Below are 24,732 nucleotides of genomic sequence, written 5' to 3' on the forward strand. Positions count from 1 at the left end.
CTCCATCCGCAGTGCCTTTCCCGGCGACATCCGCCTGGCCTGCATGGAGAGAATTGGTACGCCTCGACCCCACCTGGCCGCTTCGCCCGAAAGCGCCATGGTCCCTATGGCCCGTCCGGGCCAGCCTGCCTGGCGGAAAATGCCGCTGCCGCCGCCCGTGACGGCAAATCGAGCTTCAGCAATATGTTGGCGACATGACGCTTGACCGTATGCTCGCTGAGCCTCAGCTCGGCGGCGATCGCGGCATTGCTCTTGCCGTCGGCGATCAGGATCACCACCTCGCTTTCGCGCGCCGTCAGTTGAGCCGGCTCGGCGGGTTTCGCCTTGCGGCGGCAGGCCGGCTCCAGGTGCTGTTCCGACGTTGCCTGGACCAGCGCCAGCGGCTCGTCCAGCTCATCCACCGTGACACGCCCGGCATCGATGAAATGCAGGCCGGATCCCGCCGCCAGATCGGCGGCCAGCCGCGACGCCAGAATATCGCCGCGCCCGGCATGGGCGGCGATCTGCATCGTCACCCGTGCCATCAGCCCCACCGGCGGCCCGCGCATTTCGACCTCACCGACATGGGCGCCCTGGGCGCTTGCAATGCCCATATGTTGCGCCGCATCGCGCAGTGCCGCCGCGCAGCGTATGGCCCGCGCCGGCCCGTCGAAGCGCGAGATCATCAATTCGCCATGGATGCCGGCGACGCGTCCGCCATGACGGCCGACCAGCTGCCGCCAGCTCTCCTGGAAGCGCTCGCTACGTTCGCTCCACATGCGGTCGCCAACCCGCGCCGTGTCGTAGATGCGTGTCGCCAGAAGAGCGGCAAGCACGCGCTCCGCTTCGGCCACGGCACGCTCGCCGGTCAGGAATTCCTCGATCAGGTCCGCCACCCGGTCGACATCGCCGGTCCAGATCGGGTGGTCGCGCCCGGGGACCTCGACCAATCGCGCATTGGCGATCTCTTTCGCCAGGAAGCGGCTGGCGTCCGGGTCGACCCGCGCGTCGTTGCGGCGATGGATGAGCAGGGTCGGTGCGCCGATCGCCGAAAGCACGCCGCGCACGTCGATCCCGGCATTCATTCGGGCAAGAGCGGCCGCTGCCGTCGGACTGGCCGACAGCCGCTCGAAGCGGGCCCACCACTGGGTGAAATGCGCATCATCTACCCGGCCGGGAGCGAAGTTGGGCAGTGTGGCGCCCGTGCCCCATTCCGTGCCGGCCGTCGCGATGAAGGCCTCGAGGCGCTCCGGCGACATCACCCATTTGTGGAAATGCGCATAACCGCCATAGAGCGCCAGCGCTCGTGTCCGTTCCGGATAGGTGGCGGCAAACAACATTGCCATCGGCGCGCCTTCCGAAGCGCCGAGCAAGGCCGCGCGGCCGCTGCCGGTGGCATCCATCACCGCGCGCACATCGTCCATGCGGGTTTCGAGGCTCGGCAGGTGGCGTGGGTCGACGCGGTCGGACAGGCCGGTGCCGCGCTTGTCGAACAGGATCAGCCGCGAGAACGCCGAGAGCCGTTTCAAGAGCCTGGCGTAGCCCTCGTCTTCCCAATGCAGGTCGAGATTGGAGATGAAGCCGGGCACGAAAACCAGGTCGAACGATCCCTGGCCGACCACCTGATAGGCGATCCGCACGTCGCCGCTGAGGGCATATCGCGTCTCGATCGGCCTCACGTTGCTATCCCGCCCGGCCAGACGATTTCTGATCGCCGACCATAGCAGACGCCTGGCGGATGCGGCAGCCAAACTTTAGAAGACAGGAATATAGCCCGCGGCGAACCGTGTTCGCCCGCCATTTCTGGGGGAGGCTATTTCTGGGGAGCGGCGCTCTCTGCACCCGTGGGTTGGACGTAGCCGATGCTCACATCGGCCTGCTCCTCGGTCTTCGGCCGCTTGATCCTGGCCGAGGCCACGACGACGAGTTCGTCAAAACCTTCGCCGCCACTGTCCAGCATCTCGAAGAACTGCCGGCGCATCCTGGGCTCCCAGAACTTGTTGATGTGCTCGGCCACGCCCGCCACACCTTCCTCGCGGGGCCTTGAATGGAAGAAGGCGGCGATCTGGTTGGCCATGCGCACCAGCTTTTCCCCGGTGCTCGTGATGTGTTCTTCGTCATGCGACATGCTGGGCAACTCCCAAGACCACCCGTTCCGGGTGGGTGAAAACATCGAAATCGTCGCCGCGCACCAGCGCCACCAGCGTCATGCCGGCCTCTTCGGCGGTGCGGATGGCAAGGGCTGTCGGCGCCGACACGGCGATGATGAAGGCGGAGCCGATCGCCGCCGTTTTCTGCACCATCTCCACTGAGACGCGTGATGTCACCACCACCGCGCCCGATGCACCGTCAATGCCGGCCTTGGCCAGCGCGCCGGCCAGTTTGTCCAGCGCATTGTGCCGGCCGACATCCTCGCGCGCCATGACGATGCCTTTGCCGGGAATGTAGAAGCCCGCTGCATGCACGGCGCCGGTTTCTGAATGCAGAGGCTGCACCTTGGACAAAAGCTTTACCGAACGGGTGATGTCGTCGGCTTCAAGCGTAAGCTTGGACGCACCAACCTTATCGACCGAGCGCATCGCTTCCTCGATGGATTCGATGCCGCACAGCCCACAGCCGACCGGGCCGGCGAGCCGCCGCCGCCGCGCCTCGAAGCGCGTATTGGCCTGGTCCTTCAGCCGGATCTGGATATCGATGCCGGCGCCATGGTCCTCGACCTCGATCGCCTCGATCTCGTCAGGCAAACCGATGATGCCTTCGGTCAGCGAGAAGCCGAGCGCGAAATCCTCGAAGTCGGCCGGGCTCGCCATCATCACCGCATGGGTGGTGCCGGCAAACGAGAACGCCACCGGCGTCTCCTCCGGCACCATGCGGTTGGCCGCCGCGGTGCCACTTGCACGGTGGGCGAGGCGAGAGATCTGGCTGATTGGCTGGCGGGAGCGCATCAGGGTCCCTTCATCCAATCCGGTGTCAGTTCCGGAACATCGCGCGCGATGGATTCATAGGCCTTATGATGCCCGTAGCCCATTATGTACGCGACAATGCGGCGAAGGTTGTTGAAATCCTCCTCGGAAGCATGTCCCTGGATGTCGAACAAAAACTGGTTCAGGTCGGCGCCTTGCTTCTCACATAGGCGCAGAAGCGTTTCGTAGGCTTCCTTTTGAGTCACTCTTGTTTCCTCCGGCGGCGAGTCTACCCAGACTACTCCGCCGCCTGTAGCGGAGCGATGCGGCGGCTCTGCTCGGCCTGCTCGTTATAGTCGCGCTGCCAGTCCGAAGGTCCGTTCGACGCGCCGACCTGCACTGCGGTCACCTTGTACTCCGGACAATTGGTCGCCCAGTCGGAGAAGTCGGTGGTGATGACGTTGGCCTGCGTGTCCGGATGGTGGAAGGTGGTGTAGACCACGCCCGGCGACACCCGGTCGGTGATCAGCGCACGCAGCGTCGTCTCGCCCGAACGGCTGGTCAGCCGCACCCAGTCGCCATCGCGCAGGCCGCGGTTCTCGGCGTCGTGCGGATGGATCTCCAACCGATCTTCCGAGTGCCACATGACGTTTTCGGTGCGCCTTGTCTGTGCACCGACATTGTACTGGCTGAGAATGCGGCCGGTGGTCAGCAGCAACGGGAAACGCGGCCCGGTCCGCTCGTCGGTCGCGACATATTCAGTGCGGATGAACTTGCCCTTGCCACGCACGAAGCCATCCATATGCATGATCGGTGTGCCGAGCGGCGCCTTCTCGTTGCAGGGCCATTGCACGGATCCGACACGGTCGAGCAGCTCGAAGGACACGCCGGCGAAGCTCGGCGTCGTTTTTGCAACCTCGTCCATGATCTCGGAGGGATGCTGATAGTTCCAGTCCAGCCCGATCGCACGGGCAAGCTCCTGTGTCGCTTCCCAGTCGGCGTAGCGCGCCTTCGGCTCCAGAACCTTGCGCACCATGTTGATGCGGCGCTCGGCATTGGTGAAAGTGCCGTCCTTCTCCAGGAAGGTCGAGCCCGGCAGGAAGACATGCGCGTAGTTGGCGGTCTCGTTGAGGAACAGGTCGTGCACGACCACGCATTCCATCGCCGCCAGGCCGGCCGCGACATGCTTGGTATCAGGGTCCGACTGCAGGATGTCCTCGCCCTGGATGTAGATGCCCTTGAAGGAGCCGTCGACGGCGGCATCCAGCATGTTGGGGATGCGCAGGCCCGGTTCGTCGTCGAGCTTCACCCCCCACAACGTCTCATAGATGTCGCGCACCGCCTCGCCGGAGATGTGGCGGTAGCCCGGCAGTTCATGCGGGAACGAGCCCATGTCGCAGGAACCCTGCACGTTGTTCTGGCCGCGCAGCGGGTTCACGCCGACGCCGGGACGGCCGATATTGCCCGTCGCCATGGCAAGGTTGGCGATAGCCATAACCGTGGTCGAACCCTGGCTGTGTTCGGTGACGCCAAGGCCATAATAAATCGCGCCATTGCCGCCCTTGGCATAGAGCCGCGCAGCACCTCGGATCAGTTCGGGATCGACGCCGGACAGCTTGCCCACGATTTCGGGGTTGTTTTCCGGCAAGGCGACGAAAGAAGCCCAATCCTGGAACTCCGCCCAGTCGCAGCGATCGCGGATGAAGGCTTCGTCGAAAAGCCCTTCGGTAACGATGACATGCGCCAGCGCCGTCAGCACCGCCACGTTGGTGCCCGGCTTCAGCGGCAGGTGATAGTCGGCCTCAATATGCGCCGACTTGACCATTTCGGTTCGGCGCGGATCGAGCACGATCAGCTTGGCGCCCTGGCGCAGCCGCTTCTTCAGCCGCGAGGCGAACACCGGGTGCGCGGAAGCCGGATTGGCGCCGATGATGACGGCGACGTCGGTGAAATCGACGGAATCGAAATCCTGCGTGCCGGCCGAGGTGCCATAGGTCTGGCCGAGGCCGTAGCCGGTCGGCGAGTGGCAGACGCGCGCGCAAGTGTCGACATTGTTGTTGCGGAAGCCTTGGCGCACCAGCTTCTGGACGAGATAGGTCTCTTCATTCGTGCAGCGCGAGGACGTGATACCGCCGATCGAGGTGCGGCCGTATTGATACTGGATACGGCGGAATTCCTTGGCCGTATGGGCGATGGCCTCTTCCCAGCTCACCTCGCGCCAGGGATCGCTGACCTTTTCCCGGATCATAGGCGACAGGATGCGGTCCTTGTGGGTGGCATATCCATAGGCGAAACGGCCCTTCACGCAGGAGTGGCCGTGGTTCGCCTTGCCGTCCTTGTAGGGCATCATGCGAATGACTTCGTCGTCCTTCACTTCGGCCTTGAACGAGCAGCCGACGCCGCAATAGGCGCAGGTGGTGACGGCGGAGCGCTCGGGCATGCCTTTCTCAAGCACGGTCTTTTCACGCAGCGCATCGGTCGGACAGGCCTGCACGCAGGCGCCGCAGGACACGCATTCGGAGGCGATGAAATCCTCGTGCATGCCGGCGACCATGCGCGATTCGAAACCGCGGCCCTCGATCGTCAGCGCGAAGGTGCCCTGCACCTCCTCGCAGGCCCGCACGCAGCGCGAGCAGACGATACATTGCGCCGGATCGTAGGTGAAATATGGGTTGGACTCGTCGCGGGCGATGTAGTCGACCGCCAGCGAGCCATGGCCGGGCGCGACGCCGTTTTCCTGCTTGACGTGGTTGCGGCCCTCAATGCCGAAGCGGTTCTCGGTCAGGCCGACCGATTTCGCCACAACGTCGAACTCGCTGGCGCCGGTGCCGGCCTTCTCGTTCCAGCCGGTCGGGTGGTCGGAGACGTAAAGCTCCATGACACCGCGGCGGATGGCGTCGAGCCGCTCGGATTGCGTGCGCACCACCATGCCTTCGCCGACGGGCGTCGTGCAGGATGCCGGCGTGCCGCCGCGCCCGTCGATCTCGACCAGGCAGACGCGGCAGGAGCCGAACGAGTCCAGCATGTCGGTAGCGCAGAGTTTTGGGATCTCGACCCCGCCTTCCATCGCCGCGCGCATGATCGACGTACCCTCCGGCACGCTGATGCTGCGGCCGTCGACGATCAGCGTAACCTGCTTTTGCGCCTTCGATTCCGGGGTTCCGTAATCGAGTTCTTCGATGAGTGTCGGGAAGTCGGCCTTGATATTCATCTGCCAGCTCCTATTCAGCAGCCACGCGCGCCGGCGCGGGCTTGAAATCTTCGGGGAAATGGGTGATCGAGCTCATCACCGGATAGGGCGTGAAGCCGCCCAGCGCGCAGAGCGATCCGAACTTCATCGTGTTGCAGAGATCGGTGACCAGTGCCAGGTTCTTCTCCGGCTCGATGCCGGCGGCAAGCCGGTCGATGGTCTCCACCCCGCGTATCGAGCCGATGCGGCAGGGCGTGCACTTGCCGCAGCTTTCGATGGCGCAGAACTCCATGGCAAAGCGCGCCTGCTTCAGCATGTCGGCCGTGTCGTCGAACACGGTGATGCCGGCATGGCCGATCAGTCCGTCGCGCTTCGCGAACTCTTCGTAGTCGAACGGCGTGTCGAACAGGCCGCGCGGGAAATAGGCGCCGAGCGGGCCGCCGACCTGCACCGCCTTCACCGGGCGACCAGTGGCCGTACCGCCGCCGATATCGTCGACGATCTCGCCCAGCGTCATGCCGAACGCCGCCTCGAACAGGCCGCCGAACTTGACGTTGCCGGCGATCTGTATCGGGATCGTGCCGCGCGAGCGGCCCATGCCGAAATCCTTGTAGAAGGCAGCACCCTTGTCCATGATGATGGGCACGGAGGCCAGGCTGATGACGTTGTTGATCACCGTCGGCTTGCCGAACAGACCCTGGATTGCCGGCAGCGGTGGCTTGGCTCGCACCACGCCGCGCTTGCCTTCAAGGCTGTTCAGCAGCGAAGTTTCCTCGCCGCAGACATAGGCGCCGGCGCCGACGCGGATTTCCATGTCGAAGGCGTTGGGCGAACCCAGCACGCTGACGCCGAGCACGCCTGCCTTGCGGGCGACCTCGACAGCCTTGTTCATGACAGCCACCGCATGCGGATATTCCGAGCGGATATAGACGAACCCCTTGGTCGCGCCGGTGGCGATGCCGGCAATCGTCATGCCTTCGATGAGCACGAAGGGGTCGCCCTCCATAATCATGCGGTCGGCAAAGGTGGCGCTGTCGCCCTCGTCGGCATTGCAGACGATGTATTTGCGGTCAGATGTCGTATCGAGCACCGTCTTCCACTTGATGCCGGTCGGGAAGCCGGCGCCGCCTCGGCCGCGCAAGCCCGATTCCGTGACCTGTTTGACGATGTCGAGCGGCGCCATGGCCACCGCGTTCTGCAGGCCCTTGAGCCCGCCCAGTGACTTGTAGGCATCGAGCGATAGCGGGTCGTTGATGCCGCAACGCGCAAAGGTCAGGCGCGTCTGCTTGGCCAGGAACGGGATTTTGTCGGGCGCGCCCAGCCAGCGCTTGTGATGCCCGCCGGTGAGAAAGCCGCTGTCGAACAGGCTCTTGACGTCCGATGGCTTGACCGGCCCGTAAGCGACGCGGCCCTTTTCGGTCGCGACCTCGACCATCGGTTCGAGGAAATAGGCGCCGCGCGAGCCGTTGCGGACGATCTTGGCCTCGACACCCCGTTCGGCCAGTTCCGCACGAACAGCCTTGGCGACTTTTTCGGCGCCGAGCGCCAGCGCGCCGGAGTCACCTGGAATGTAGATGCGCGGGATCATGAGCGTACCTCCGCGACGATCTCTTCGATCTTCTCGTCATCGAGCCGCCCGATCACCTCACCATCCAGCATCGCCGACGGTGAACAGGCGCACAGCCCGAGGCAATAGACAGGCTCAAGCGTAACCGATCCGTCGCGGGTGGTCTCATGGAAATCGATGCCGAGCAACTGCTTGACCTTTGCGGCGATCGCATCCGAACCCATCGACTGGCAGGCTTCCGCCTGGCAAAGCTTGAGCACATGCCGGCCAGCCGGCCGGGCACGGAAATCATGATAGAAGGTCACGACGCCATGCACTTCGGCCCTCGACAGGTTCAGCCCATCGGCGATGACGGGCACGGCGTCCTGCGGCACGTGGCCAAATTCTTCCTGGATCTCGTGCAGGATCGGCAGCAGGGGGCCTTCGAGGCCCTTCAACTCCTGGATGATCGCCGCCGTGCGCGACCGTATCTCGGTACTTGCAGGCTGCATCGTCACGCAGCGCCCTCCCTATCGTAGCGACCGATGCATATAATCGTCCAAAAGCATGACGCGGTTTTGGAACAACGACATGCCTACGCCGCTTAATCGCTAAGTGCTTAAGAAATCAGAGAAAACCTCTGAAATCAATAAAGCGGTTTCGTTGCACGATAGAAAATTTCTATCGCGCCGATTGACCAGTTATGACTAGCTCAGCGATTGGCGCGGAAATCGTCTGCCAGCGCCATCGCCTCGTCCAGCAGCGCCTGCACCAGCGGCGTGTGCGGTTCGCGCGGCGCGGCGACCAGCCCGACAGTGTGGCTGGCATCCGGTTCGACGATCGGAATGGCCCGGATCGGTTCGGAAAAACCGAATGTTTCCGCCAGGTTGAGCGGCATGATCGACGACCATTTGCCTGTCCGTATGTGGGAGAACAGCACGATCATCGAGTTGGATTCCAGTGTCGGCCGCACCTGCACGCCGGCCTCGGCCAGATGCTGGTCGATGATGCGGCGGTTCTGCATGTCCGGCGTCAACAAGCAGAGCGGCAGCTGGCTGATTTCGGCCCATGTCACTTTGTCGCGATCCGAATAGGGATTTCCGACCGCCGTGATCAGCTGGTAGCGCTCGTCATAGAGCGGCACGCTGGTCACCCGTCCGAGAGGCTCGTTGTCGAGATAGGTGATGCCGGCATCGACGTCGAAATTGCCGAGCAGCGACAACACCTCGATCGAGGTGCGCGACAGGATAGAGAAGGTGACGCCCGGATGCTTCTCGCGAAATGGCGTCGTAAGCCGCGCCACCATGGCGAGGGCGGTTGGGATGGCGGCAATACGGATACGCCCGGACAGGCCATGTCGCGCCGCCCGCATCTCTTCGCGCATGGTCCTGGAATCGCCGACGATGCGACGCGCCCACACCAGCACCTGCTTGCCTTCCGGCGTCAGCCCCTGAAAGCGCGAACCGCGATTGACCAGCATGACGCCGAGCTGGCCCTCCAGCTGCTTGATCCCGGCCGACAAGGTCGGCTGCGTGACGCCGCACGCTTCCGCCGCCCGGCCGAAATGCTCCTCCTTGGCCAGCGCGATGAAGAATTCGAGCTTGTCGATCATACCATCCGTCCGTTCGTTGCGCGCAAGGTCGGAGAAATTGCCTTTCGCCGCAAGCTCTACCCGCAATTGGCCATGCATCCACATCTTTGGGCCGGCTGGCTGTTTCCCCCGGCCGAACACGGCGCTATGTGGTTGGATGGAATACGAGGAGATCGGACATGCTGGGCTGGTTCCGCAAGCTTTTGCCGCGCGAAGATCGCTTCTTCGACCTCTTTGAACGGCATTCCCGCACCGTGGTCGGCGGCGCCGAGGCGCTGGAGCAGCTCCTGCAGGGCAAGGACATCGATCGTTGGTGCCAGAAGATCATCGATCTCGAGGACGAGGCCGATCATATCACGGCCGAAGTGCTGCTGGCGGTGCGGCGTTCCTTCATCACGCCCTTCGATCGCGGCGACATCAAGGACCTGATCCAGTCGATGGATGACGCCATCGACATGATGCACAAGACCGTCAAGACGGTGAAGCTGTTCGAAAAGAAGGAATTCGACCCGCTGATGCAGGAGATGGGGGGCGTCATCGTTGCCGCCTCCAGGCTGGTTGCCGAAGCGATCCCGCTGCTCAGCAAGGTCGGCACGCACACGGTACGCCTCAACGCCATCGCCGAAGAGGTGATGCGCGTCGAAAGCCGCGCCGACGATCTGCATGAGCAGGGATTGAAGGACCTGTTCAAGCGGCATGGCCGCAGCGATCCGATGGCCTACCTGATCGGCTCGGAGATCTACGGCCAGCTGGAGAAGGTGGTCGACCGCTTTGAGGACGTCGCCAACGAGATCAGCGGCATCGTCATCGAGAACGTTTAGGCAATGGAAGCCACCATCGCCTTTCCCGTGCTGATCGGCCTTGTCGCCGTCGCGCTGTTTTTCGATTTCCTAAACGGCTTGCACGATGCGGCGAACTCCATCGCCACCATCGTCTCCACCCGCGTGCTGAGACCGCAGTATGCGGTCCTGTGGGCGGCTTTCTTCAATTTCATCGCCTTCATGTTCTTCGGCCTTCACGTGGCTGAAACCGTGGGAAAAGGTATCGTCGACGTCAGCATCGTCACGCCGGCGGTGATCTTCTCGGCGCTCGTCGGCGCCATCGTCTGGAACATCGTCACCTGGATTGCCGGCATCCCGTCCAGCAGTTCGCATGCGCTGATCGGCGGGCTCGTCGGCGCCGGCGTTGCAAAGGCTGGGCCCGGCGCCATCGTCTGGACCGGGCTTGGCAAGACGGTCGCCGCAATCGTCGTGTCGCCGGCGACAGGGTTTGTTCTGGCGCTGGTCCTGATCCTGGCCGTTTCCTGGCTGTTCGTGCGCCAGACACCGTTCGCCGTCGACAGCACCTTCCGCGTCATGCAGTTCTTTTCGGCCTCGCTTTATTCGCTAGGGCACGGCGGCAACGACGCCCAGAAAACCATGGGCATCATCGCCGTGCTGCTCTATTCGCAAGGTATGCTCGGCGGGACGTTCTACGTGCCGCTGTGGGTCGTCCTCACCTGTCAGACAGCACTGGCGCTCGGCACTTTGTTCGGCGGCTGGCGCATCGTTCACACGATGGGCTCGAAGATCACCCGGCTGAATCCGATGCAGGGCTTCTGCGCCGAGACCGGCGGCGCCATCACCCTGTTTGCCGCCACCTGGCTCGGCGTCCCCGTGTCGACCACCCATACCATCACCGGGGCCATCATCGGTGTCGGCGCCGCCCGCCGCGTCTCGGCCGTGCGCTGGGGCATTGCCGGCAACATCGTCATCGCCTGGATCGTCACCTTGCCGGCCACGGCTGCAATTTCGGCGCTCACCTACCTTGCGGTTGGCCTGGCAAGGTGAGGCGGACACCGTGGTGCTTGGAGTCGCTGCCAATCTGCACTATCTGAGCCGCAGCCAAACGCCTTAGGGGATAATGCATGTCCGTCACCAAGGAAATCGTCACCGAGCGTCTAAAGACGGTCAACGGGCCGGACTTCACCGGCAACATCGTCGACCTCGGCATGGTTTCGGAGATTTTCATCGCCGATTCGAAAGTGTTTTTCTCGATCACCGTTCCCGCCGCCCGCGCACAGGAGATGGAGCCGCTGCGCGCTGCAGCCGAGCGTGTCGTCAAGGCGATCCCTGGTGTCGCCGGCGCCGTCGTCGCGCTGACGGCGGAGAAGAAGGGCGGCGGCATGGAGGCTCCGGTTGCGTCGCGCCCCGCGCCCAGGCCGGCACCGACGGCCGCGCCCGCCGCGCCGCGCCCAGCTCCACACTCCCCAGCCCCGCACGCCCCGGCCTCGCAAAGCTCGGGCAAGCGCGGCGTGCCCGGCATCGAGGCGATCATCGCGGTGGCGTCCGGCAAGGGCGGCGTCGGCAAGTCGACCACCGCTGTCAACATCGCGCTTGGCCTCGCCGCCAACGGTTTGCGTGTCGGCGTGCTCGATGCCGATATTTATGGCCCGTCCATGCCCAGGCTGCTCAACATCCATGGCCGGCCGCAGACCGTCGACGGTAAGATCCTGAAACCGATGGAGAATTACGGCCTTAAGGTGATGTCGATGGGCTTCCTCGTCGACGAGGAGACGCCGATGATCTGGCGCGGTCCGATGGTGATGTCGGCGCTGACGCAGATGCTGCGCGAGGTCGAATGGGGCCGCCTCGACGTGCTCGTCGTCGACATGCCGCCCGGCACCGGCGACGCCCAGTTGACCATGGCCCAGCAGGTGCCGCTGGCCGGCGCCGTCATCGTCTCGACCCCGCAGGACCTGGCGCTGATCGACGCCCGCAAAGGATTGAATATGTTCAAGAAGGTCGACGTGCCGCTGCTCGGCATCGTCGAGAACATGAGCTATTTCATAGCCCCCGATACCGGCAAGCGCTACGACATCTTTGGCCATGGCGGGGCGCGGCGCGAGGCCGAGCGACTCGGCGTGACCTTCCTCGGCGAAGTGCCGCTGGAAATGGGCATTCGCGAAAGTTCTGATGAAGGTGCTCCGGTGGTGGCGTCGAAGCCAGACAGCGCCGAGGCGAAGATCTATCGCGGCATTGCTTCGAAGGTCTGGGACCGGGTCAACGAAGAACGCGGCGCGGCCGAAGCGGCGGTGCCGAACATCGTGTTCGAGTAGCTCGGATATCCCTTCCCCTTGAGGGGAGGGTGGCCCGAAGGGCCGGGTGGGGTCCGCGGTGACACGCTCGACGCTATTTCTTTACAAGTCGAGGCAGCTCAACTCACGTTGAGGCAGTTGAGGCGACCCCACCCGCCTCGCTTCACGAGGCACCCTCCCCTCAAGGGGGAGGGGAGCCCACCTTCTCGCCAAAACTTGAAAAAAACTGCCCGGCCAGCTTCTTCGAAGTCGATTCGATCAGCCGGCTGCCGAGTTGGGCGATCTTGCCGCCGACTTCGGCCTTGGCCGCGTATTTGAGGACCGTCGCATCCGGCCCGTCCGCCGTCAGCGTCACGTCGGCGCCACCCTTCGCGAAGCCGGCAATACCGCCCTTGCCCTCGCCCTGGATGGTGTAGGAGTGCGGCGGCTTCAGGTTCTTCAACGTCACCTCGCCGTTGAATGTCGCCTTGATCGGTCCGATCTTCAACACCACCGTCGCCGCCATTTGGGTCGGCGATTTCATCTCCAGGTGCTGGCAGCCGGGAATGGTCGCCTGCAAAACCTTCGGATCGTTCAGCGCGTCCCACACTTTCTGCAGGGGGGCGGCAATGCGTTCCTCGCCTTCGATCACCAAAGCCATCGACACCTCCCGGACAGACTTCGAAGGCCTAACGCAAGGTCTGGTCTGTGTCTATCGCACCAAAGTCCGGTTGCGACGGTGCGCCCTCTTGCCTGCTTCCGCGCGTTGCCATATCGATTTGTCTTACAAATACGGAGACCATGATGGCAGGCGCCCCCACCGGAAAGAAGAAATTTCGCTCGCAGGAGTGGTTCGACAATCCCGACAATCCAGGCATGACCGCGCTCTACCTCGAGCGCTACCTGAACTACGGCCTGACGCGGGCCGAGTTGATGTCGGGCAAGCCGCTGATCGGCATCGCCCAGACCGGCTCGGATCTGTCGCCATGCAACCGCCATCATATCGAACTCGCCAAGCGCGTGCGCGAAGGCATCGTCTCGATGGGCGGCATCCCCTTCGAATTCCCGTGCCATCCGATCCAGGAGACCGGCAAGCGCCCGACCGCGGCACTCGACCGCAACCTTGCCTATCTCGGCCTGGTCGAAGTGCTTTACGGCTATCCGCTCGACGGCGTCGTGCTGACCATCGGCTGCGACAAAACCACGCCGGCGCTGCTGATGGCGGCGGCCACCGTCAATATTCCGGCCATAGCACTTTCGGTCGGACCGATGCTCAATGGCTGGCACAAAGGCAAGCGCACGGGATCCGGCACCATCGTCTGGGAATCGCGCCAGCGGCTCTCCGCCGGCGAGATCGACTATGACGAGTTCATGGACATCGTCGCCTCATCGGCGCCGTCGACCGGCTATTGCAACACCATGGGCACCGCCACCACGATGAACTCGCTGGCAGAGGCGCTCGGGATGCAATTGCCGGGCTCGGCTGCCATTCCGGCACCCTACCGCGAGCGCGGCCAGATCTCCTATGAGACGGGCAAGCGCATCGTCGAGATGGTGCATGAGGATCTGAAGCCATCCGACATCATGACGCGCAAGGCGTTCGAGAACGCCATTGTCGTCAATTCGGCGATTGGCGGCTCGACCAATGCGCCGATCCACCTCAACGCGATTGCCCGCCATCTCGGCGTGCCGCTCACCAATGACGACTGGCAGACGGTCGGCCTCCATGTGCCGCTCATCGTCAATCTGCAGCCATCTGGCGAATATCTCGGCGAGGACTATCATCATGCCGGCGGTGTGCCGGCTGTGGTTGCCGAACTGATGAAGGCCAAGCTGCTGCCCTATCCCGAAGCCATGACCGTCAACGGGAAATCGATCGGCGACAATTGCAAGGGGGTCGCCAACGAGAATACCGATGTCATCCGCACTGTTGCCGAGCCGCTGAAGGCCAATGCCGGCTTCATCAATCTCAGCGGCAATCTGTTCGATTCCGCCATCATGAAGATGAGCGGCATCTCGCCGGAATTCCGCGAACGCTATCTCTCCAACCCGAACGACCCGGAAGCCTTCGAAGGCAACGCCATGGTCTTTGACGGGCCGGAGGACTACCACGCCCGCATCGACGATCCGGCGCAAGGCATCGACGAGCACACCATCCTATTCATGCGCGGCGCCGGCCCGATCGGCTATCCCGGCGGCGCCGAGGTCGTCAACATGCAGCCGCCCGCTTATCTCATCAAGAAGGGCATTCACGCGCTGGCCTGCATCGGCGATGGCCGCCAGTCGGGCACATCGGGGTCGCCCTCTATCCTCAACGCTTCCCCGGAAGCCGCCATTGGCGGCGGCCTGGCGCTGCTCAAGACCGGCGACCGTGTGCGCATCGACTTACGCAAAGGCACTGCCAACATCCTCGTCTCCGACGAGGAAATCACGCGGCGCCGTGCCGAACTGCAGGACGATGGCGGCTATCACTATCCCAAGCACCAGACGCCATGGCAGGAAATCCAGCGCTCCATGGTCGACCAGTTCTCGGAGGGCATGGTGCTGAAGCCGGCGGTGAAATACCAGGACGTCGCCCATACCAGCGGCGTGCCGAGGGACAACCACTAAGCGTTGCAAGTTTGGTGAAATCGAAGGCGGCTTGCCATCGGGTAGGCCGCCTTTTCTCATGGCAACGCTCTTGTATCGATTGGGCCAAGTCTACAGATACGTCGTCTCGACAGGTCCTGCACGAGGGATAACACCCATCAATGACGAAGCGGCGCTCTTCCCTCGGTTTCCTCGGCATGTTCGGCCGCTCGGGTGACTTGCGGGAACTGGACAACGCGCTGCGCGGCGCCGATCTTCATCCGGCGATTGTTCCCGAGGGGGTAAAGCTCACCATCGTCAATTTGATGAAGGATCGTTGGCCGGACGAGCCGCCGCCCGACGCCTACCGGTCCGTGGCGCAGCTGTTCGGCTTTTGCATCGCGGGCCCACAAACCTTCGAGCAGGCCAATGGGCCGGAGCGGCGGCTGGAGGCTGAGCGCCGCATCGAGGCTGCGCTTGAAACCGGCGACAGCCTGGATGCCCAGATCGTGTTGATGGCGCTGCATGGCAAGCTGATCAGCGCCGAAGTCGTCGAGCGCTTTGGGCTAAGTGCGGACTGACCTTCGTAAGGTGAAGCTTACCCGCCCATGCCGCTGCGTGGCAGCTTGATCATCTCGCCGAAGCGGGCACGCAATTTGTCGTCGAGCAGCTTCGGCACATGGCGCGGGAAGCGCTCGGCCAGCACGCGCTTCTTTTCGATGATCGCCCGCTGCAAGATGTCGGGCCGGCCCTTCTCGTTCCATTCCTTGGGCGAAAAGCGGTCGCCGACGGCAGGATAGAAATACTCCGTCTGCATCAGGCGCAGCGTCTGCTCATTGCCGAGATAGTGGCCTGGGCCATTCATGCAGACTTCGGTGATGGTGTCGATCGACAGCGCTTCGTCGGTCACTTCGATGCCGCGCACGCAGCGCAGGCAGTGGCCCAGCATGTCATTGTCGATGATCAGGCTCTCCAGGCAAAAGCCGAGCAGCGAGGCATGCATACCCGCCGATTCGTAGACCAAGTTGAGGCCGGCAAGACCGGCCATCACATCGGTGATGCCCTTTTCATAGCCGGACTGGATGTCGGGCAGTTTCGAATCCGTCATGCCGGCGGCCGAACCGCCCGGCAGATCGTAGAACTGCGCCATCTGCGCACAGGCCGAAGTCAACACTGCCTGCTCGGCCGAGCCGCCCGACATGGCGCCGGTCCTGAGGTCGGAGACGAACGGCCAGGTGCCGAAGATCGCCGGATGCCCGGGCTTGATGGCGTTGACGTAGATGAGGCCGACCAGCACTTCGGCCACCGCTTGCACCACAGCGCCGGCAATTGCCGCCGGAGCGGTGGCGCCGGCCTGGCCGGCCGATAAAAGCAGGATCGGGATGCCGCCGTCGACACAGGCTTCGAGCACGCCGCAGGCGTCCTCGGCAAACTTCATCGGCGGCACGACGAAGCAATTGGAGTTCGACACGAACGGCCGGGCGCGGAAATTCTCCTCGCCGCCGGCGATCGCATAAAGCATTTCCAGCGCCGGCTGCACGTTCTCGCGCACCGTGAACGAGGTGCCGACATGCTTCGACGTCCCCATCACGCAGGCGTAGAGCGTGTTGAAGTCCATTTCGAGCGGATCGGGAATGTCGCGCGGCACCATCGGCCGCTGGAAGAAATGGATGTTGTCGAGCCCTTCGACGAGGCGAGCGGCATCATAAATGTCCTGCACCAGCGACTCGCGGTATTCGCGCTTTTCGACATCGACCAGATGCACCGCCGCACCCGCCGTGCCGTAATGCACGCGCTTGCCCTGGATAAGCATGTCATGCCTCGGGTCCTGGCCGTGCAGCGTAAAATTCCGCGCGGCTCGTCTGATCGTGTCCATCACAAGCCCACGTGGGAAACGGACGCGGCCGTCATCGCCATAGACGGCGCCGACCCCGGTCAGCGCCTCGATGCAGGAGGGAATGGCATTGGCGAAGCCGACGGTCTCCAGCAGCGTCAGCACCGCTTCATGGATGCGCTCCTGGTCGTTCTGGTTGAGCGGCCCGTAGCTGCCGCCTTCGAGGCCGGCGCGCACCGGCCGGATATCGTCGGCAAGCGGTGCGGCCCGCATGGCGCGGCGCGCTTCGCGCCCGCCGGATCGGCGCGAACGCTGGTCGGCTGATGCATCTTTAGGAGCCGCATCCTGCTTCTCAACAGCCACTGACATGGGGGGCACTCCACCTTTAGCTTGCGAAACACGACGCGATGATTGGTCCACCGTCGGCTTGCTTCGTCCCTCTGTCAGCCGACTATGCCGTTGCCATTGGCCCAGCCTATGGGCCAGTCAACGCAGCCGAGTATGCCAGAGAGCTAATGCAGAATGTTGGTGATCACGCCAAGGGCCGGGGCTGTTCAAAGCTCCGGCACAGGCAAATCAGGCTGCCGCGGGCCTGCGTCCGGCTGCAGTCGCGAGTTCGCGAATACCCGGCTCGATGTGCTGCAGTGCGATCGAGGAAATGCCCAAGCGCATGAAACGCGACGGCTTTTCGGTGCGATCGAAGAAGCGGTCGCCCGGCTCGATGATGACGCTGCGCGAGGCCGCGGCCTCGGCCAGTCCACGTGAATCGGTGCCGCGCGGGCCTTCCAGCCAGAGCGATGTGCCGCCGGCCGAATCGGTCGAGCGCCATTCCGGCAGGAATGCGGAAATCGCATGGACCAGACGCTTGCGCCGCTCATCGAAGGCCGACGACAGCCGCCGCACCAGCGCCTCGTGATGGCCGAGCGACAGGAACAGCGCTACCGCGCGCTGATTGTTGGCCGGCGGGTGCCTGAGCATGAAGCGGCGCAGCGCCCTAAGCTCGGAGATTAGTCCAGCCGAAGCGACGATGTAGCCAAGCCGCAGGCCCGGAGCCAGCGTCTTCGACATCGAGCCGACATAGACGACGCGACCCGAGCGATCGAGGCTCTTCAGCGCCTGCTGCGGCGCCTCGTCGAGAAGCTGGCTGTCATAGCCGTCCTCGATGATGATCTGGTTGTGGCCGTTGGCGCGCGCCAGAAGGTCCTGCCGCCGCTCTGCCGACAGCGGCACCATGGTCGGGCAATGGTGGCTGGGGGTGACGAAGACAAAGCCGGAATCGTTGGGGATGGACGAGGTGACGATGCCGGACTGATCGACCGGAACCGGCTGGATTTCGGCGCCTGCCAGGCGGAAGATCGAGCGCGCGTCGGGGTATCCCGGGTCTTCCATCGCGACCTTGGAGCCCTTTGTCATCAGCAGTGTCGCCAGCATATAGAGCGCGTTCTGGGCGCCGAGCGTGACGATGATCTCGTCCGGATTGGCGAAGATGCCGCGCCGCGGCAACAGCCGCGCCTGGATCTGCTCGATCAAGAGCGGATCGTCGCGGTCGACCATGTCCGAGGCCCAGTTGCGGATCTCAAGCACGGCCAGCGCCATGCGGTTGCACTCACGCCATTCGGCGGTCGGGAACAATGCCGGGTCGAACTGGCCGTAGACGAAGGGGTAGGACGACTTGATCCAGTTGTCGTGCTTGGCCGGCGGCGGCATGTCGCTGGCAGCGATCTGCCGGCGTGCCTTCCAGTCGATCTCGTTTTGCTGGTCCGGCGCCTTCTGGTGCGGCTTGGCGGGGGTGGCCAGCACATCCGGATTGACGAAATGGCCGCGCCGTTCGCGCGCCACCAGGAAACCTTGGTCGACCAATTGCTGGAACGCCAGCACCACAGTGCCGCGTGCGACGCCGAGTTTTTCAGCCAGGATGCGGCAGGACGGAAGCGGCATCGAAGCGGCGATCTGCCGGTCGAGAATGGCGGCGACGATCGCCTGACGGATCTGCGCCTGCAGGGTCTGGCCCGATTCCGCCGAAATCCGGAACAGGCCGGACCATATGGCCGTGTCGTTACGCTGTGGCATGGAAGGTGTTCCTCGATGGCCAGTCTTTTTTGCTTGGCTGGACCAGCGGAAGGTAACCGTGGCACAAGGGGTTGCGCCAATCAATTTTTCTGATCGCTGGGATTTATGCCAGTGATCTATGCGCGACGCGCAGCGTCGTCGCATCCCCGGGTGACGCTTGCGTCATCCCGCAGCGCGGACGCCCGCGCGATGCGAAGCGTCGTCGCGCCTCACTATCCCCAGCGCGACGCGCAGCGTCGTCGCTACTCCCATCACATCATCCAGCGCGACGCGCAGCGTCGTAGCTCCATCACATCGCACTATGCTGCACTGCGTCATCCCCACGCATTGAAACATGGGGAATTCGGCTCAATAAGATCAGCGCGACGACACGCGCCGGAAACATCCGGTCTGATAAGATGTCGTGAAAAACGATCAGGAGCCGGCAGTGGATCATTCCTCCTTCGACAAACAGCTTGTCGCCTTGCGTGCTGCGCGCGCGGCGGCATCGGGCACGATGCGCGAGGCGTTTGCCGCGGACCCCAAGCGCTTCGAGACATTTTCGGCCAGCGACGGCGACCTTTTGCTCGACTGGTCGAAATGCGCGGTCGACCGGCGCACGATGGAACTGCTCGAGAAGCTCGCCGCCGCCGCCGATCTCGAAGGTCGCCGGGCCGCAATGTTTTCCGGCAAGAAGATCAACATCACCGAAGACCGCGCCGTGCTGCACACGGCGCTACGCAACCTCGCGGGCAAGGGCGTCACGGTCGACGGCCAGGACGTCAAGGCGGATGTGCTGTCCGTGCTCGACGCCATGGGCGCTTTCGCCGATGCCATTCGCTCCGGCAAGGCCGCCGGCGCCACCGGCAAGAAAATCACCGATATCGTCAACATCGGCATTGGCGGCTCCGATCTCGGCCCGGCCATGGCGACGCTGGCGCTGGCGCCCTATCACGACGGCCCGCGCGCGCACTACGTCTCCAACATTGACGGCGCCCATATCCACGACACGCTGAAGGGCCTGTCGGCCGAAACCACCCTGTTCATCATCGCCTCGAAGACCTTCACCACGGTCGAGACGATGACCAATGCCGAGACGGCGCGCGAATGGGTGCAGAAGGCGCTCGGCAAGGAAGCCGTCGGCAAGCATTTCGCCGCCGTCTCGACCGCGCTCGACCTGGTTTCCAAGTTCGGCATCGAAGCGGATCGCGTGTTCGGCTTCTGGGACTGGGTCGGCGGCCGCTATTCGCTGTGGGGCGCCATCGGCCTGCCGGTGATGATCGCCATCGGTCCGCGCAATTTCCGCGCCTTCCTCGATGGCGCGCATGAGATGGACGAGCACTTCCGCACCGCACCCCTGCAGAAGAACCTGCCGGCGCTGCTTGGGCTGGTCGGCTGGTGGCATCGCGTGATCTGCGGCTATCCGGCGCGTGCCGTCATCCCCTATGACCAGCGACTGTCCAGGTTGCCGGCCTATCTGCAGCAGCTCGACATGGAATCGAACGGCAAGGGCGTCACCCTCGACGGCACGCCGGTGATGACGCCGATCGGACCGCTGGTCTGGGGCGAGCCCGGCACCAATGGCCAGCACGCCTTCTTCCAGCTGCTGCACCAGGGCACCGATTTCATCCCGGTCGAGTTCCTTGCCGCTGCCGTCGGCCATGAGCCTGATCTCAAGCACCAGCACGATCTACTGCTTGCCAATTGCCTGGCCCAATCGGAAGCGTTGATGAAGGGCCGCACGCTGGACGAGGCTCGCGCGCAGATGCTGGCCAAGGGCATGAAGCCGGCCGATGTCGACAGAATAGCCCCGCACCGCGTCTTCTCCGGCAACCGCCCCTCGGTGACGATCCTCTACCGCAAGCTCGACCCGCGCACCTTCGGCCGGCTGATCGCGCTTTACGAGCACCGCGTCTTCGTCGAAGGCACTCTGTTCAACATCAATTCCTTCGACCAATGGGGCGTCGAGCTCGGCAAGGAGCTGGCGACCGGCCTGTTGCCAGTCGTGGAAGGCAAGGAGAGCGCCGCCAAGCGCGACGCATCGACGGCCGGGCTGGTGGCGCGCATCCAGCAACTGCGGGGGGCTCAATGAAAAATCCGGCCGACATCAAGGGCATCTTGTTCGACAAGGACGGCACGCTTGTCGATTTCAACGCGACCTGGCTCGGCATCGCCGATTTCATGGCCATGGATGCTGCCGAGGGCGATCGCTGGAAAGCCGACAGGCTGCTTTCAGCGGCGGGCTTCGATTTTGTCGCCAAGCGCTTCAAGCCGGATTCCATCTTCGCCTCGGGCACCAATATGGATGTCGTCGAACTGTGGTTCCCGCGCCTGTCCGACGAGGACCAGATGCTGGCCGTCGCCCGCTTCAACGAGATCACCTCGGTGCAAGGCTCATCGATGGCGGTGGCCTTGCCCGGCATCGTCGCGGCGCTGACGGCTCTGCACAAGCGATCCTACCGGCTCGGCGTCGCCACCAATGATTCGACTGCCGGTGCCGAAAAGACCATGGTCACGCTCGGCGTCGCGCAGCTGTTCACCGCCGCCTATGGCTATGACGCGGTCGCCAATCCGAAACCGGCGCCGGACACGATCGTCGCCTTTTGCGACCTGACCGGGTTGAAGGCGTCCGAGATCGCCATGGTCGGCGACAACCGCCACGACCTGGAGATGGCGCGTGCCGGCGGCTGCGGCCTGGCGGTCGGCGTGCTCTCCGGCACCGGCACGCGGGAATCGCTGGCGTCGATCGCCGATGTCGTTCTGGATTCGGTTGCCGACTTGCCGGACTTTCTGTCGGCGCGGGTCAAGGAGACGGTCTGACGGGGGCCTGGGGCAAACTCAATTCGGCTCGGGATTTCCCCGCCAATGGCCGAGTTGGGGGAAGCAGCCATGAAACTATGGAGCTTCTGGTTTGTTTTCGGACATAGTGGGCTACTCATCAGCAGAGCAAACGTACCCGCATTTGCCGCACCTGATCTTGGCGCTTGCGTTATCGATGTCTTCGCCAGGCTGAAGCTCGAAGCCGCGATTTTCGCACTTTGGGCAAACTATGAAGCCGATACGTTGAACAACTTTAATCCACGCCATTCGACTTCTCCTATCAACGGCTAATCCAATCTATTTTCTGCCCCTTGAGGTTTGTCCACAATGAGTAGAATCCGGCCATTCAGAGCGACTGGGCTTTGCCGCGTCGCGCTAGCAATCTTCCGGCTCGAACCAAAACACACCGCTCGGCTTGGTCACATCACCCTTTGCGTCGCCGAAATCCGGCACCTGATATTCGGCGAGCAATCGTAGCCGCGACAGCGGCAGATCGGCGCGGCGGGGATCGCCGACCAGCACCTCGATGCCGGCTGCCAGGCAGCGGTCGAGGAACGGGATCACCCGCAGAGCAACCTCGCGGCCGTAGAACACGTCGCCGGCAAGCACGAGATCGACCGCTGGCGGCGGGCCCGTGGTGATATCCTGGTCGACAATGGTGATCTCGACGCCGTTGGCCAACGCGTTGAGGCCGATCGCGGCGACGCCGTTGCGATCGATCTCGGCGGCGATCACCGCGCTGGCGCCGGCCTTGGCGGCGGCGATGCCGACGAGGCCGGAGCCAGCGCCGAGATCGAGCACGCGTCGGCCGGCTACGCTTTGCGGATGGTCGAGTATATAGCGCGCAAGCACCGCCCCGCCGGCCCATGGATAGGCCCAGTAGGGCGGCGGTGGCTGAGGCGCGTCGTCGACTGGCTCAACCGCATCGTCGTCCGCGCCTTGGTGCGGATCGACAAGCCGCCTCAGGCCGCTGCCGGGATGAGCCGTGTAGAGTTGGATTTCAGGAAGTGCTGGAACAGGCGCAAGGCGCATGTTCGCCTTGATGAACGTCGCCGCGTCGGGACGCGGATTGTCGTCTACACTTTCGCCGCGACTAGGCTCGTCGTTCAAATCTATTCCCGCAGCGCCCGGCGCAAAATCTTGCCCACCGGAGTCTTCGGCAGTTCGGTCCTGAACTCGATGTATTTCGGCCGCTTGTAGCCGGTCAGGTTTTCGCGGCAATAGGCGGTCAGCGCCTCAACGGTCAGCGCCGGGTCCTTCTTGACCACGAACAGCTTCGGCACCTCGCCCGAATGCTCGTCCGGCACGCCGATCGCCGCCACTTCGAGCACGCCCGGATGCTGGGCGACGACTTCCTCGAGTTCGTTGGGATAGACGTTGAAGCCGGAGACCAGGATCATGTCCTTCTTGCGGTCGACGATCTTGGTGTAGCCGCGCTCGTCCATGAAGCCCATGTCGCCGGATTTGAAAAACCCGTCCTTGGTCATCACCTTGGCGGTCTCGTCCGGCCGGTTCCAGTAACCGGCCATGACCTGCGGCCCGCGAATGCAGATCTCGCCGACCTCGCCGAGCGGCAGGTTGTTGCCGTCATCGTCGCGGATGACGATCTCGGTCGACGGCAGCGGCAGGCCGATCGTGCCGGTGAAATTGCTGTCGCTGAACTTGTTGGCGGTGGCCACCGGCGAGGTCTCCGACAGCCCGTAGCCCTCGGTGATCGAATTGCCGGTCAGCGCCTTCCAGCGCTCGGCAACCCCCTTCTGCACCGCCATGCCACCACCCAGCGTCATGATCAGCGGCTTGAAGTCGAGCTTGCGGAAATCCTCGTTGTTGAGCAGCGCGTTGAACAGCGTGTTGAGGCCGGGGAAAATGTGCATCGGGTATTTCTGCAGCTCCTTGACGAAGCCGGGAATGTCGCGCGGGTTGGGAACGAGCACGTTCTGGGCGCCCTGCTGCATGCCCATCAGCGCGTTCACCGTCAGCGCGAAGATATGGTAGAGCGGCAGTGCGCAGATGAAGTTGAGATGCGCCGGTTTCGGCTTGATCGCATAGGCGTCCTGCAGCCACAGCGTGTTCTGCGCGACATTGGACAGCACATTGGAGTGCAGCAGCACAGCACCTTTGGAAATCCCCGTGGTTCCGCCGGTATATTGCAGGAAGGCGACGTCGCCGGCCTCCATCTTGGCCGGTTTGAAGGCGATGCCGGCGCCGGCCTTCACCGCCGCATTGAATTTGACATGGCCGGGCAGCGACCAGGCCGGCACCATCTTCTTCACCCGGCGCACGACGAGGTTGACGATCGTGCCCTTGAGGGCGCCGAGCATGTCGCCCATCGCCGCGACCACCACATGCTTGACCGCCGTCCTGGCAATCACCGCGTCCAGGGTGCTGGCGAAATTCTCCAGAATGACGATCGCCTGCGCGCCGGAATCCTTGAGCTGATGTTCGAGCTCGCGCGGCGTGTAGAGCGGATTGATGTTCACCACGACATAGCCGGCGCGAAGCACGGCCATCATCGCCACCGGATATTGCAGCACATTCGGCATCATCAGCGCCACGCGTGCGCCTTTCTGCAGGCCCTTCGATTGCAGATAAGCGCCGAAGGCGGCCGATTGCCGCTCGAGTTCGGCATAGGAGATCGACTTGCCCATGCAGACGTATGCCGGCTGGCCGGAAAACTGCTTGCAGGCGCCGACGAGGAAGTCGCCGATCGAACTGTAGGGCAGGGCGCCGATCTCCGCCGGCACGACTTTCGAATAGCTTTTTAGCCATGGCTTTTCCGGCAAGCCCGCGGCAAGCGCCGTCAGCGTATTCGGCAGTTTTTTGGCCGCGCCCGGCGACGGCTTCGAGGCGGGCTTCGCCGCGGCTGTCTTGGCGGCTGGCGGCTGGGCGGGCTTTGCAGCGGGTGCTGTCTTCGCCGCGCGCTTGACCACAGGTTTCGCTGCCGGCTTGGCGCTTGCCTTCGCCGGCGTCGAGGTTGCCGTTGGCTTGACAGCGGGAGTGGCTTTGGCCGGTGGCGCTTTCGACTTGGCGGCAGCGGCGGCCGGTTTTGAAGCTCTCGCCGTTTTTGCTTTCGCCGGGGCCGTTGTCTTTGTTGCTTTCGCCACCTCTAGCCTCCCTCGGTCGTTCTGTTGCCTGCTCCTGCTGCGCCGCCTCGATGTGGTGAGGCGTCCTCCGCTGCAGCGATGTCGCGGATTCCC

At 63.7% G+C, this 24,732-nt stretch carries 21 protein-coding genes; 8 read left to right on the forward strand and 13 right to left on the reverse strand.

Annotated features, from left to right (window positions below; all coding sequences use genetic code 11):
• Nucleotides 1-104: 104 nt before the first annotated feature.
• The 8 genes from NKI37_RS12285 to NKI37_RS12320 all read right to left on the reverse strand — a co-directional run bounded on the left by NKI37_RS12285 (nucleotide 105) and on the right by NKI37_RS12320 (nucleotide 9,230).
• On the reverse strand, nucleotides 105-1,658 hold the full coding sequence (locus NKI37_RS12285; RefSeq protein ID WP_352710319.1) for an alpha/beta fold hydrolase: 1,554 nt from the start codon (nucleotides 1,656-1,658) through the stop codon (nucleotides 105-107).
• Between the two features lie 134 nt (nucleotides 1,659-1,792).
• Nucleotides 1,793-2,107: a formate dehydrogenase subunit delta gene (locus NKI37_RS12290; RefSeq protein WP_023688796.1), complete on the reverse strand. Its 315-nt coding sequence runs from the start codon at nucleotides 2,105-2,107 to the stop codon at nucleotides 1,793-1,795.
• Nucleotides 2,097-2,924, reverse strand: a complete 828-nt coding sequence (fdhD, locus tag NKI37_RS12295; RefSeq protein WP_023698930.1) for a formate dehydrogenase accessory sulfurtransferase FdhD — start codon at nucleotides 2,922-2,924, stop codon at nucleotides 2,097-2,099. Before fdhD ends, NKI37_RS12290 begins: the two co-directional genes overlap by 11 nt.
• Nucleotides 2,924-3,148, reverse strand: coding sequence for a hypothetical protein (locus tag NKI37_RS12300; protein WP_023688794.1), 225 nt, complete (start codon nucleotides 3,146-3,148; stop codon nucleotides 2,924-2,926). The genes fdhD and NKI37_RS12300 overlap by 1 nt, the downstream gene beginning before the upstream one ends.
• Before the next feature lie 32 nt (nucleotides 3,149-3,180).
• A complete protein-coding gene (gene fdhF / locus NKI37_RS12305; RefSeq protein WP_023698931.1) occupies nucleotides 3,181-6,093 on the reverse strand; it encodes a formate dehydrogenase subunit alpha in 2,913 nt (970 codons plus the stop codon).
• Between the two features lie 10 nt (nucleotides 6,094-6,103).
• A complete protein-coding gene (locus tag NKI37_RS12310; protein WP_023673426.1) occupies nucleotides 6,104-7,660 on the reverse strand; it encodes a formate dehydrogenase beta subunit in 1,557 nt (518 codons plus the stop codon).
• On the reverse strand, nucleotides 7,657-8,136 hold the full coding sequence (locus NKI37_RS12315; protein WP_352788960.1) for a formate dehydrogenase subunit gamma: 480 nt from the start codon (nucleotides 8,134-8,136) through the stop codon (nucleotides 7,657-7,659). The genes NKI37_RS12310 and NKI37_RS12315 overlap by 4 nt, the downstream gene beginning before the upstream one ends.
• 194 nt (nucleotides 8,137-8,330) lie before the next feature.
• Complete coding sequence (locus NKI37_RS12320; protein WP_023688790.1) at nucleotides 8,331-9,230, reverse strand: LysR family transcriptional regulator; 900 nt, start codon at nucleotides 9,228-9,230, stop codon at nucleotides 8,331-8,333.
• Between the two features lie 158 nt (nucleotides 9,231-9,388).
• On the opposite strand from NKI37_RS12320, the gene NKI37_RS12325 reads away from it, so the two are divergent.
• The 3 genes from NKI37_RS12325 (at nucleotide 9,389) to NKI37_RS12335 (ending at nucleotide 12,306) form a co-directional block, all read left to right on the forward strand.
• The gene (locus NKI37_RS12325; RefSeq protein WP_023673429.1) at nucleotides 9,389-10,030 is read left to right on the forward strand and encodes a DUF47 domain-containing protein; all 642 of its coding nucleotides are present in this window, start codon (nucleotides 9,389-9,391) and stop codon (nucleotides 10,028-10,030) included.
• Between the two features lie 3 nt (nucleotides 10,031-10,033).
• Nucleotides 10,034-11,038 carry an inorganic phosphate transporter gene (locus NKI37_RS12330; protein ID WP_023688789.1) on the forward strand — a complete coding sequence of 335 codons (1,005 nt, stop codon included), beginning with the start codon at nucleotides 10,034-10,036 and terminating at the stop codon, nucleotides 11,036-11,038.
• A gap of 77 nt (nucleotides 11,039-11,115) precedes the next feature.
• Nucleotides 11,116-12,306: an Mrp/NBP35 family ATP-binding protein gene (locus tag NKI37_RS12335; protein ID WP_027049316.1), complete on the forward strand. Its 1,191-nt coding sequence runs from the start codon at nucleotides 11,116-11,118 to the stop codon at nucleotides 12,304-12,306.
• Nucleotides 12,307-12,466: 160 nt separating this feature from the next.
• Here NKI37_RS12335 and NKI37_RS12340 read toward each other — a convergent pair whose 3' ends face one another.
• Nucleotides 12,467-12,925, reverse strand: coding sequence for an SRPBCC family protein (locus NKI37_RS12340; protein WP_023826843.1), 459 nt, complete (start codon nucleotides 12,923-12,925; stop codon nucleotides 12,467-12,469).
• Between the two features lie 143 nt (nucleotides 12,926-13,068).
• Between NKI37_RS12340 and NKI37_RS12345 the strand changes: the two genes are divergently transcribed.
• Nucleotides 13,069-14,874 carry an IlvD/Edd family dehydratase gene (locus NKI37_RS12345; protein ID WP_023669481.1) on the forward strand — a complete coding sequence of 602 codons (1,806 nt, stop codon included), beginning with the start codon at nucleotides 13,069-13,071 and terminating at the stop codon, nucleotides 14,872-14,874.
• A 140-nt stretch (nucleotides 14,875-15,014) separates the two neighbouring features.
• Nucleotides 15,015-15,413, forward strand: a complete 399-nt coding sequence (locus NKI37_RS12350) for a hypothetical protein (RefSeq protein WP_023696770.1) — start codon at nucleotides 15,015-15,017, stop codon at nucleotides 15,411-15,413.
• 17 nt (nucleotides 15,414-15,430) lie between these two features.
• On the opposite strand, the gene NKI37_RS12355 is transcribed toward NKI37_RS12350, so the two are convergent.
• Both NKI37_RS12355 and pdxR read right to left on the reverse strand, forming a co-directional pair.
• Entirely contained in the window at nucleotides 15,431-17,035 is a 1,605-nt protein-coding gene (locus tag NKI37_RS12355) for a trimethylamine methyltransferase family protein (protein WP_023669483.1), read from the reverse strand.
• A gap of 207 nt (nucleotides 17,036-17,242) precedes the next feature.
• On the reverse strand, nucleotides 17,243-18,736 hold the full coding sequence (gene pdxR / locus NKI37_RS12360; RefSeq protein WP_352788956.1) for a MocR-like pyridoxine biosynthesis transcription factor PdxR: 1,494 nt from the start codon (nucleotides 18,734-18,736) through the stop codon (nucleotides 17,243-17,245).
• Nucleotides 18,737-19,163: 427 nt separating this feature from the next.
• Between pdxR and pgi the strand changes: the two genes are divergently transcribed.
• The 3 genes from pgi (at nucleotide 19,164) to NKI37_RS12375 (ending at nucleotide 21,826) form a co-directional block, all read left to right on the forward strand.
• Nucleotides 19,164-20,807 carry a glucose-6-phosphate isomerase gene (gene pgi, locus NKI37_RS12365; RefSeq protein ID WP_502896342.1) on the forward strand — a complete coding sequence of 548 codons (1,644 nt, stop codon included), beginning with the start codon at nucleotides 19,164-19,166 and terminating at the stop codon, nucleotides 20,805-20,807.
• Entirely contained in the window at nucleotides 20,804-21,535 is a 732-nt protein-coding gene (locus NKI37_RS12370; protein ID WP_023688783.1) for an HAD family hydrolase, read from the forward strand. Before pgi ends, NKI37_RS12370 begins: the two co-directional genes overlap by 4 nt.
• 69 nt (nucleotides 21,536-21,604) lie before the next feature.
• A complete protein-coding gene (locus NKI37_RS12375) occupies nucleotides 21,605-21,826 on the forward strand; it encodes a hypothetical protein (protein ID WP_155923253.1) in 222 nt (73 codons plus the stop codon).
• Between the two features lie 84 nt (nucleotides 21,827-21,910).
• On the opposite strand, the gene NKI37_RS12380 is transcribed toward NKI37_RS12375, so the two are convergent.
• Nucleotides 21,911-22,567, reverse strand: coding sequence for a class I SAM-dependent methyltransferase (locus NKI37_RS12380; protein WP_352794455.1), 657 nt, complete (start codon nucleotides 22,565-22,567; stop codon nucleotides 21,911-21,913).
• 80 nt (nucleotides 22,568-22,647) lie between these two features.
• Entirely contained in the window at nucleotides 22,648-24,639 is a 1,992-nt protein-coding gene (locus tag NKI37_RS12385; protein ID WP_352788953.1) for a long-chain fatty acid--CoA ligase, read from the reverse strand.
• Nucleotides 24,640-24,732 lie beyond the last annotated feature (93 nt).

This window comes from Mesorhizobium sp. M0626, from assembly GCF_040320665.1.
Classification (GTDB): domain Bacteria; phylum Pseudomonadota; class Alphaproteobacteria; order Rhizobiales; family Rhizobiaceae; genus Mesorhizobium.

Coding starts and splice junctions, on each gene's coding strand:
- NKI37_RS12375 (WP_155923253.1), top strand. CDS start 21,605: ATGAAACTATGGAGCTTCTGGTTTGTTTTCGGACATAGTGGGCTACTC.
- NKI37_RS12310 (WP_023673426.1), bottom strand. CDS start 7,660: ATGATCCCGCGCATCTACATTCCAGGTGACTCCGGCGCGCTGGCGCTC.
- NKI37_RS12340 (WP_023826843.1), bottom strand. CDS start 12,925: ATGGCTTTGGTGATCGAAGGCGAGGAACGCATTGCCGCCCCCCTGCAG.
- pdxR (WP_352788956.1), bottom strand. CDS start 18,736: ATGCCACAGCGTAACGACACGGCCATATGGTCCGGCCTGTTCCGGATT.
- fdhF (WP_023698931.1), bottom strand. CDS start 6,093: ATGAATATCAAGGCCGACTTCCCGACACTCATCGAAGAACTCGATTAC.
- NKI37_RS12290 (WP_023688796.1), bottom strand. CDS start 2,107: ATGTCGCATGACGAAGAACACATCACGAGCACCGGGGAAAAGCTGGTG.
- fdhD (WP_023698930.1), bottom strand. CDS start 2,924: ATGCGCTCCCGCCAGCCAATCAGCCAGATCTCTCGCCTCGCCCACCGT.
- NKI37_RS12350 (WP_023696770.1), top strand. CDS start 15,015: ATGACGAAGCGGCGCTCTTCCCTCGGTTTCCTCGGCATGTTCGGCCGC.
- NKI37_RS12370 (WP_023688783.1), top strand. CDS start 20,804: ATGAAAAATCCGGCCGACATCAAGGGCATCTTGTTCGACAAGGACGGC.
- NKI37_RS12345 (WP_023669481.1), top strand. CDS start 13,069: ATGGCAGGCGCCCCCACCGGAAAGAAGAAATTTCGCTCGCAGGAGTGG.
- NKI37_RS12380 (WP_352794455.1), bottom strand. CDS start 22,567: ATGCGCCTTGCGCCTGTTCCAGCACTTCCTGAAATCCAACTCTACACG.
- NKI37_RS12330 (WP_023688789.1), top strand. CDS start 10,034: ATGGAAGCCACCATCGCCTTTCCCGTGCTGATCGGCCTTGTCGCCGTC.
- NKI37_RS12320 (WP_023688790.1), bottom strand. CDS start 9,230: ATGATCGACAAGCTCGAATTCTTCATCGCGCTGGCCAAGGAGGAGCAT.
- NKI37_RS12355 (WP_023669483.1), bottom strand. CDS start 17,035: ATGTCAGTGGCTGTTGAGAAGCAGGATGCGGCTCCTAAAGATGCATCA.
- NKI37_RS12335 (WP_027049316.1), top strand. CDS start 11,116: ATGTCCGTCACCAAGGAAATCGTCACCGAGCGTCTAAAGACGGTCAAC.
- NKI37_RS12325 (WP_023673429.1), top strand. CDS start 9,389: ATGCTGGGCTGGTTCCGCAAGCTTTTGCCGCGCGAAGATCGCTTCTTC.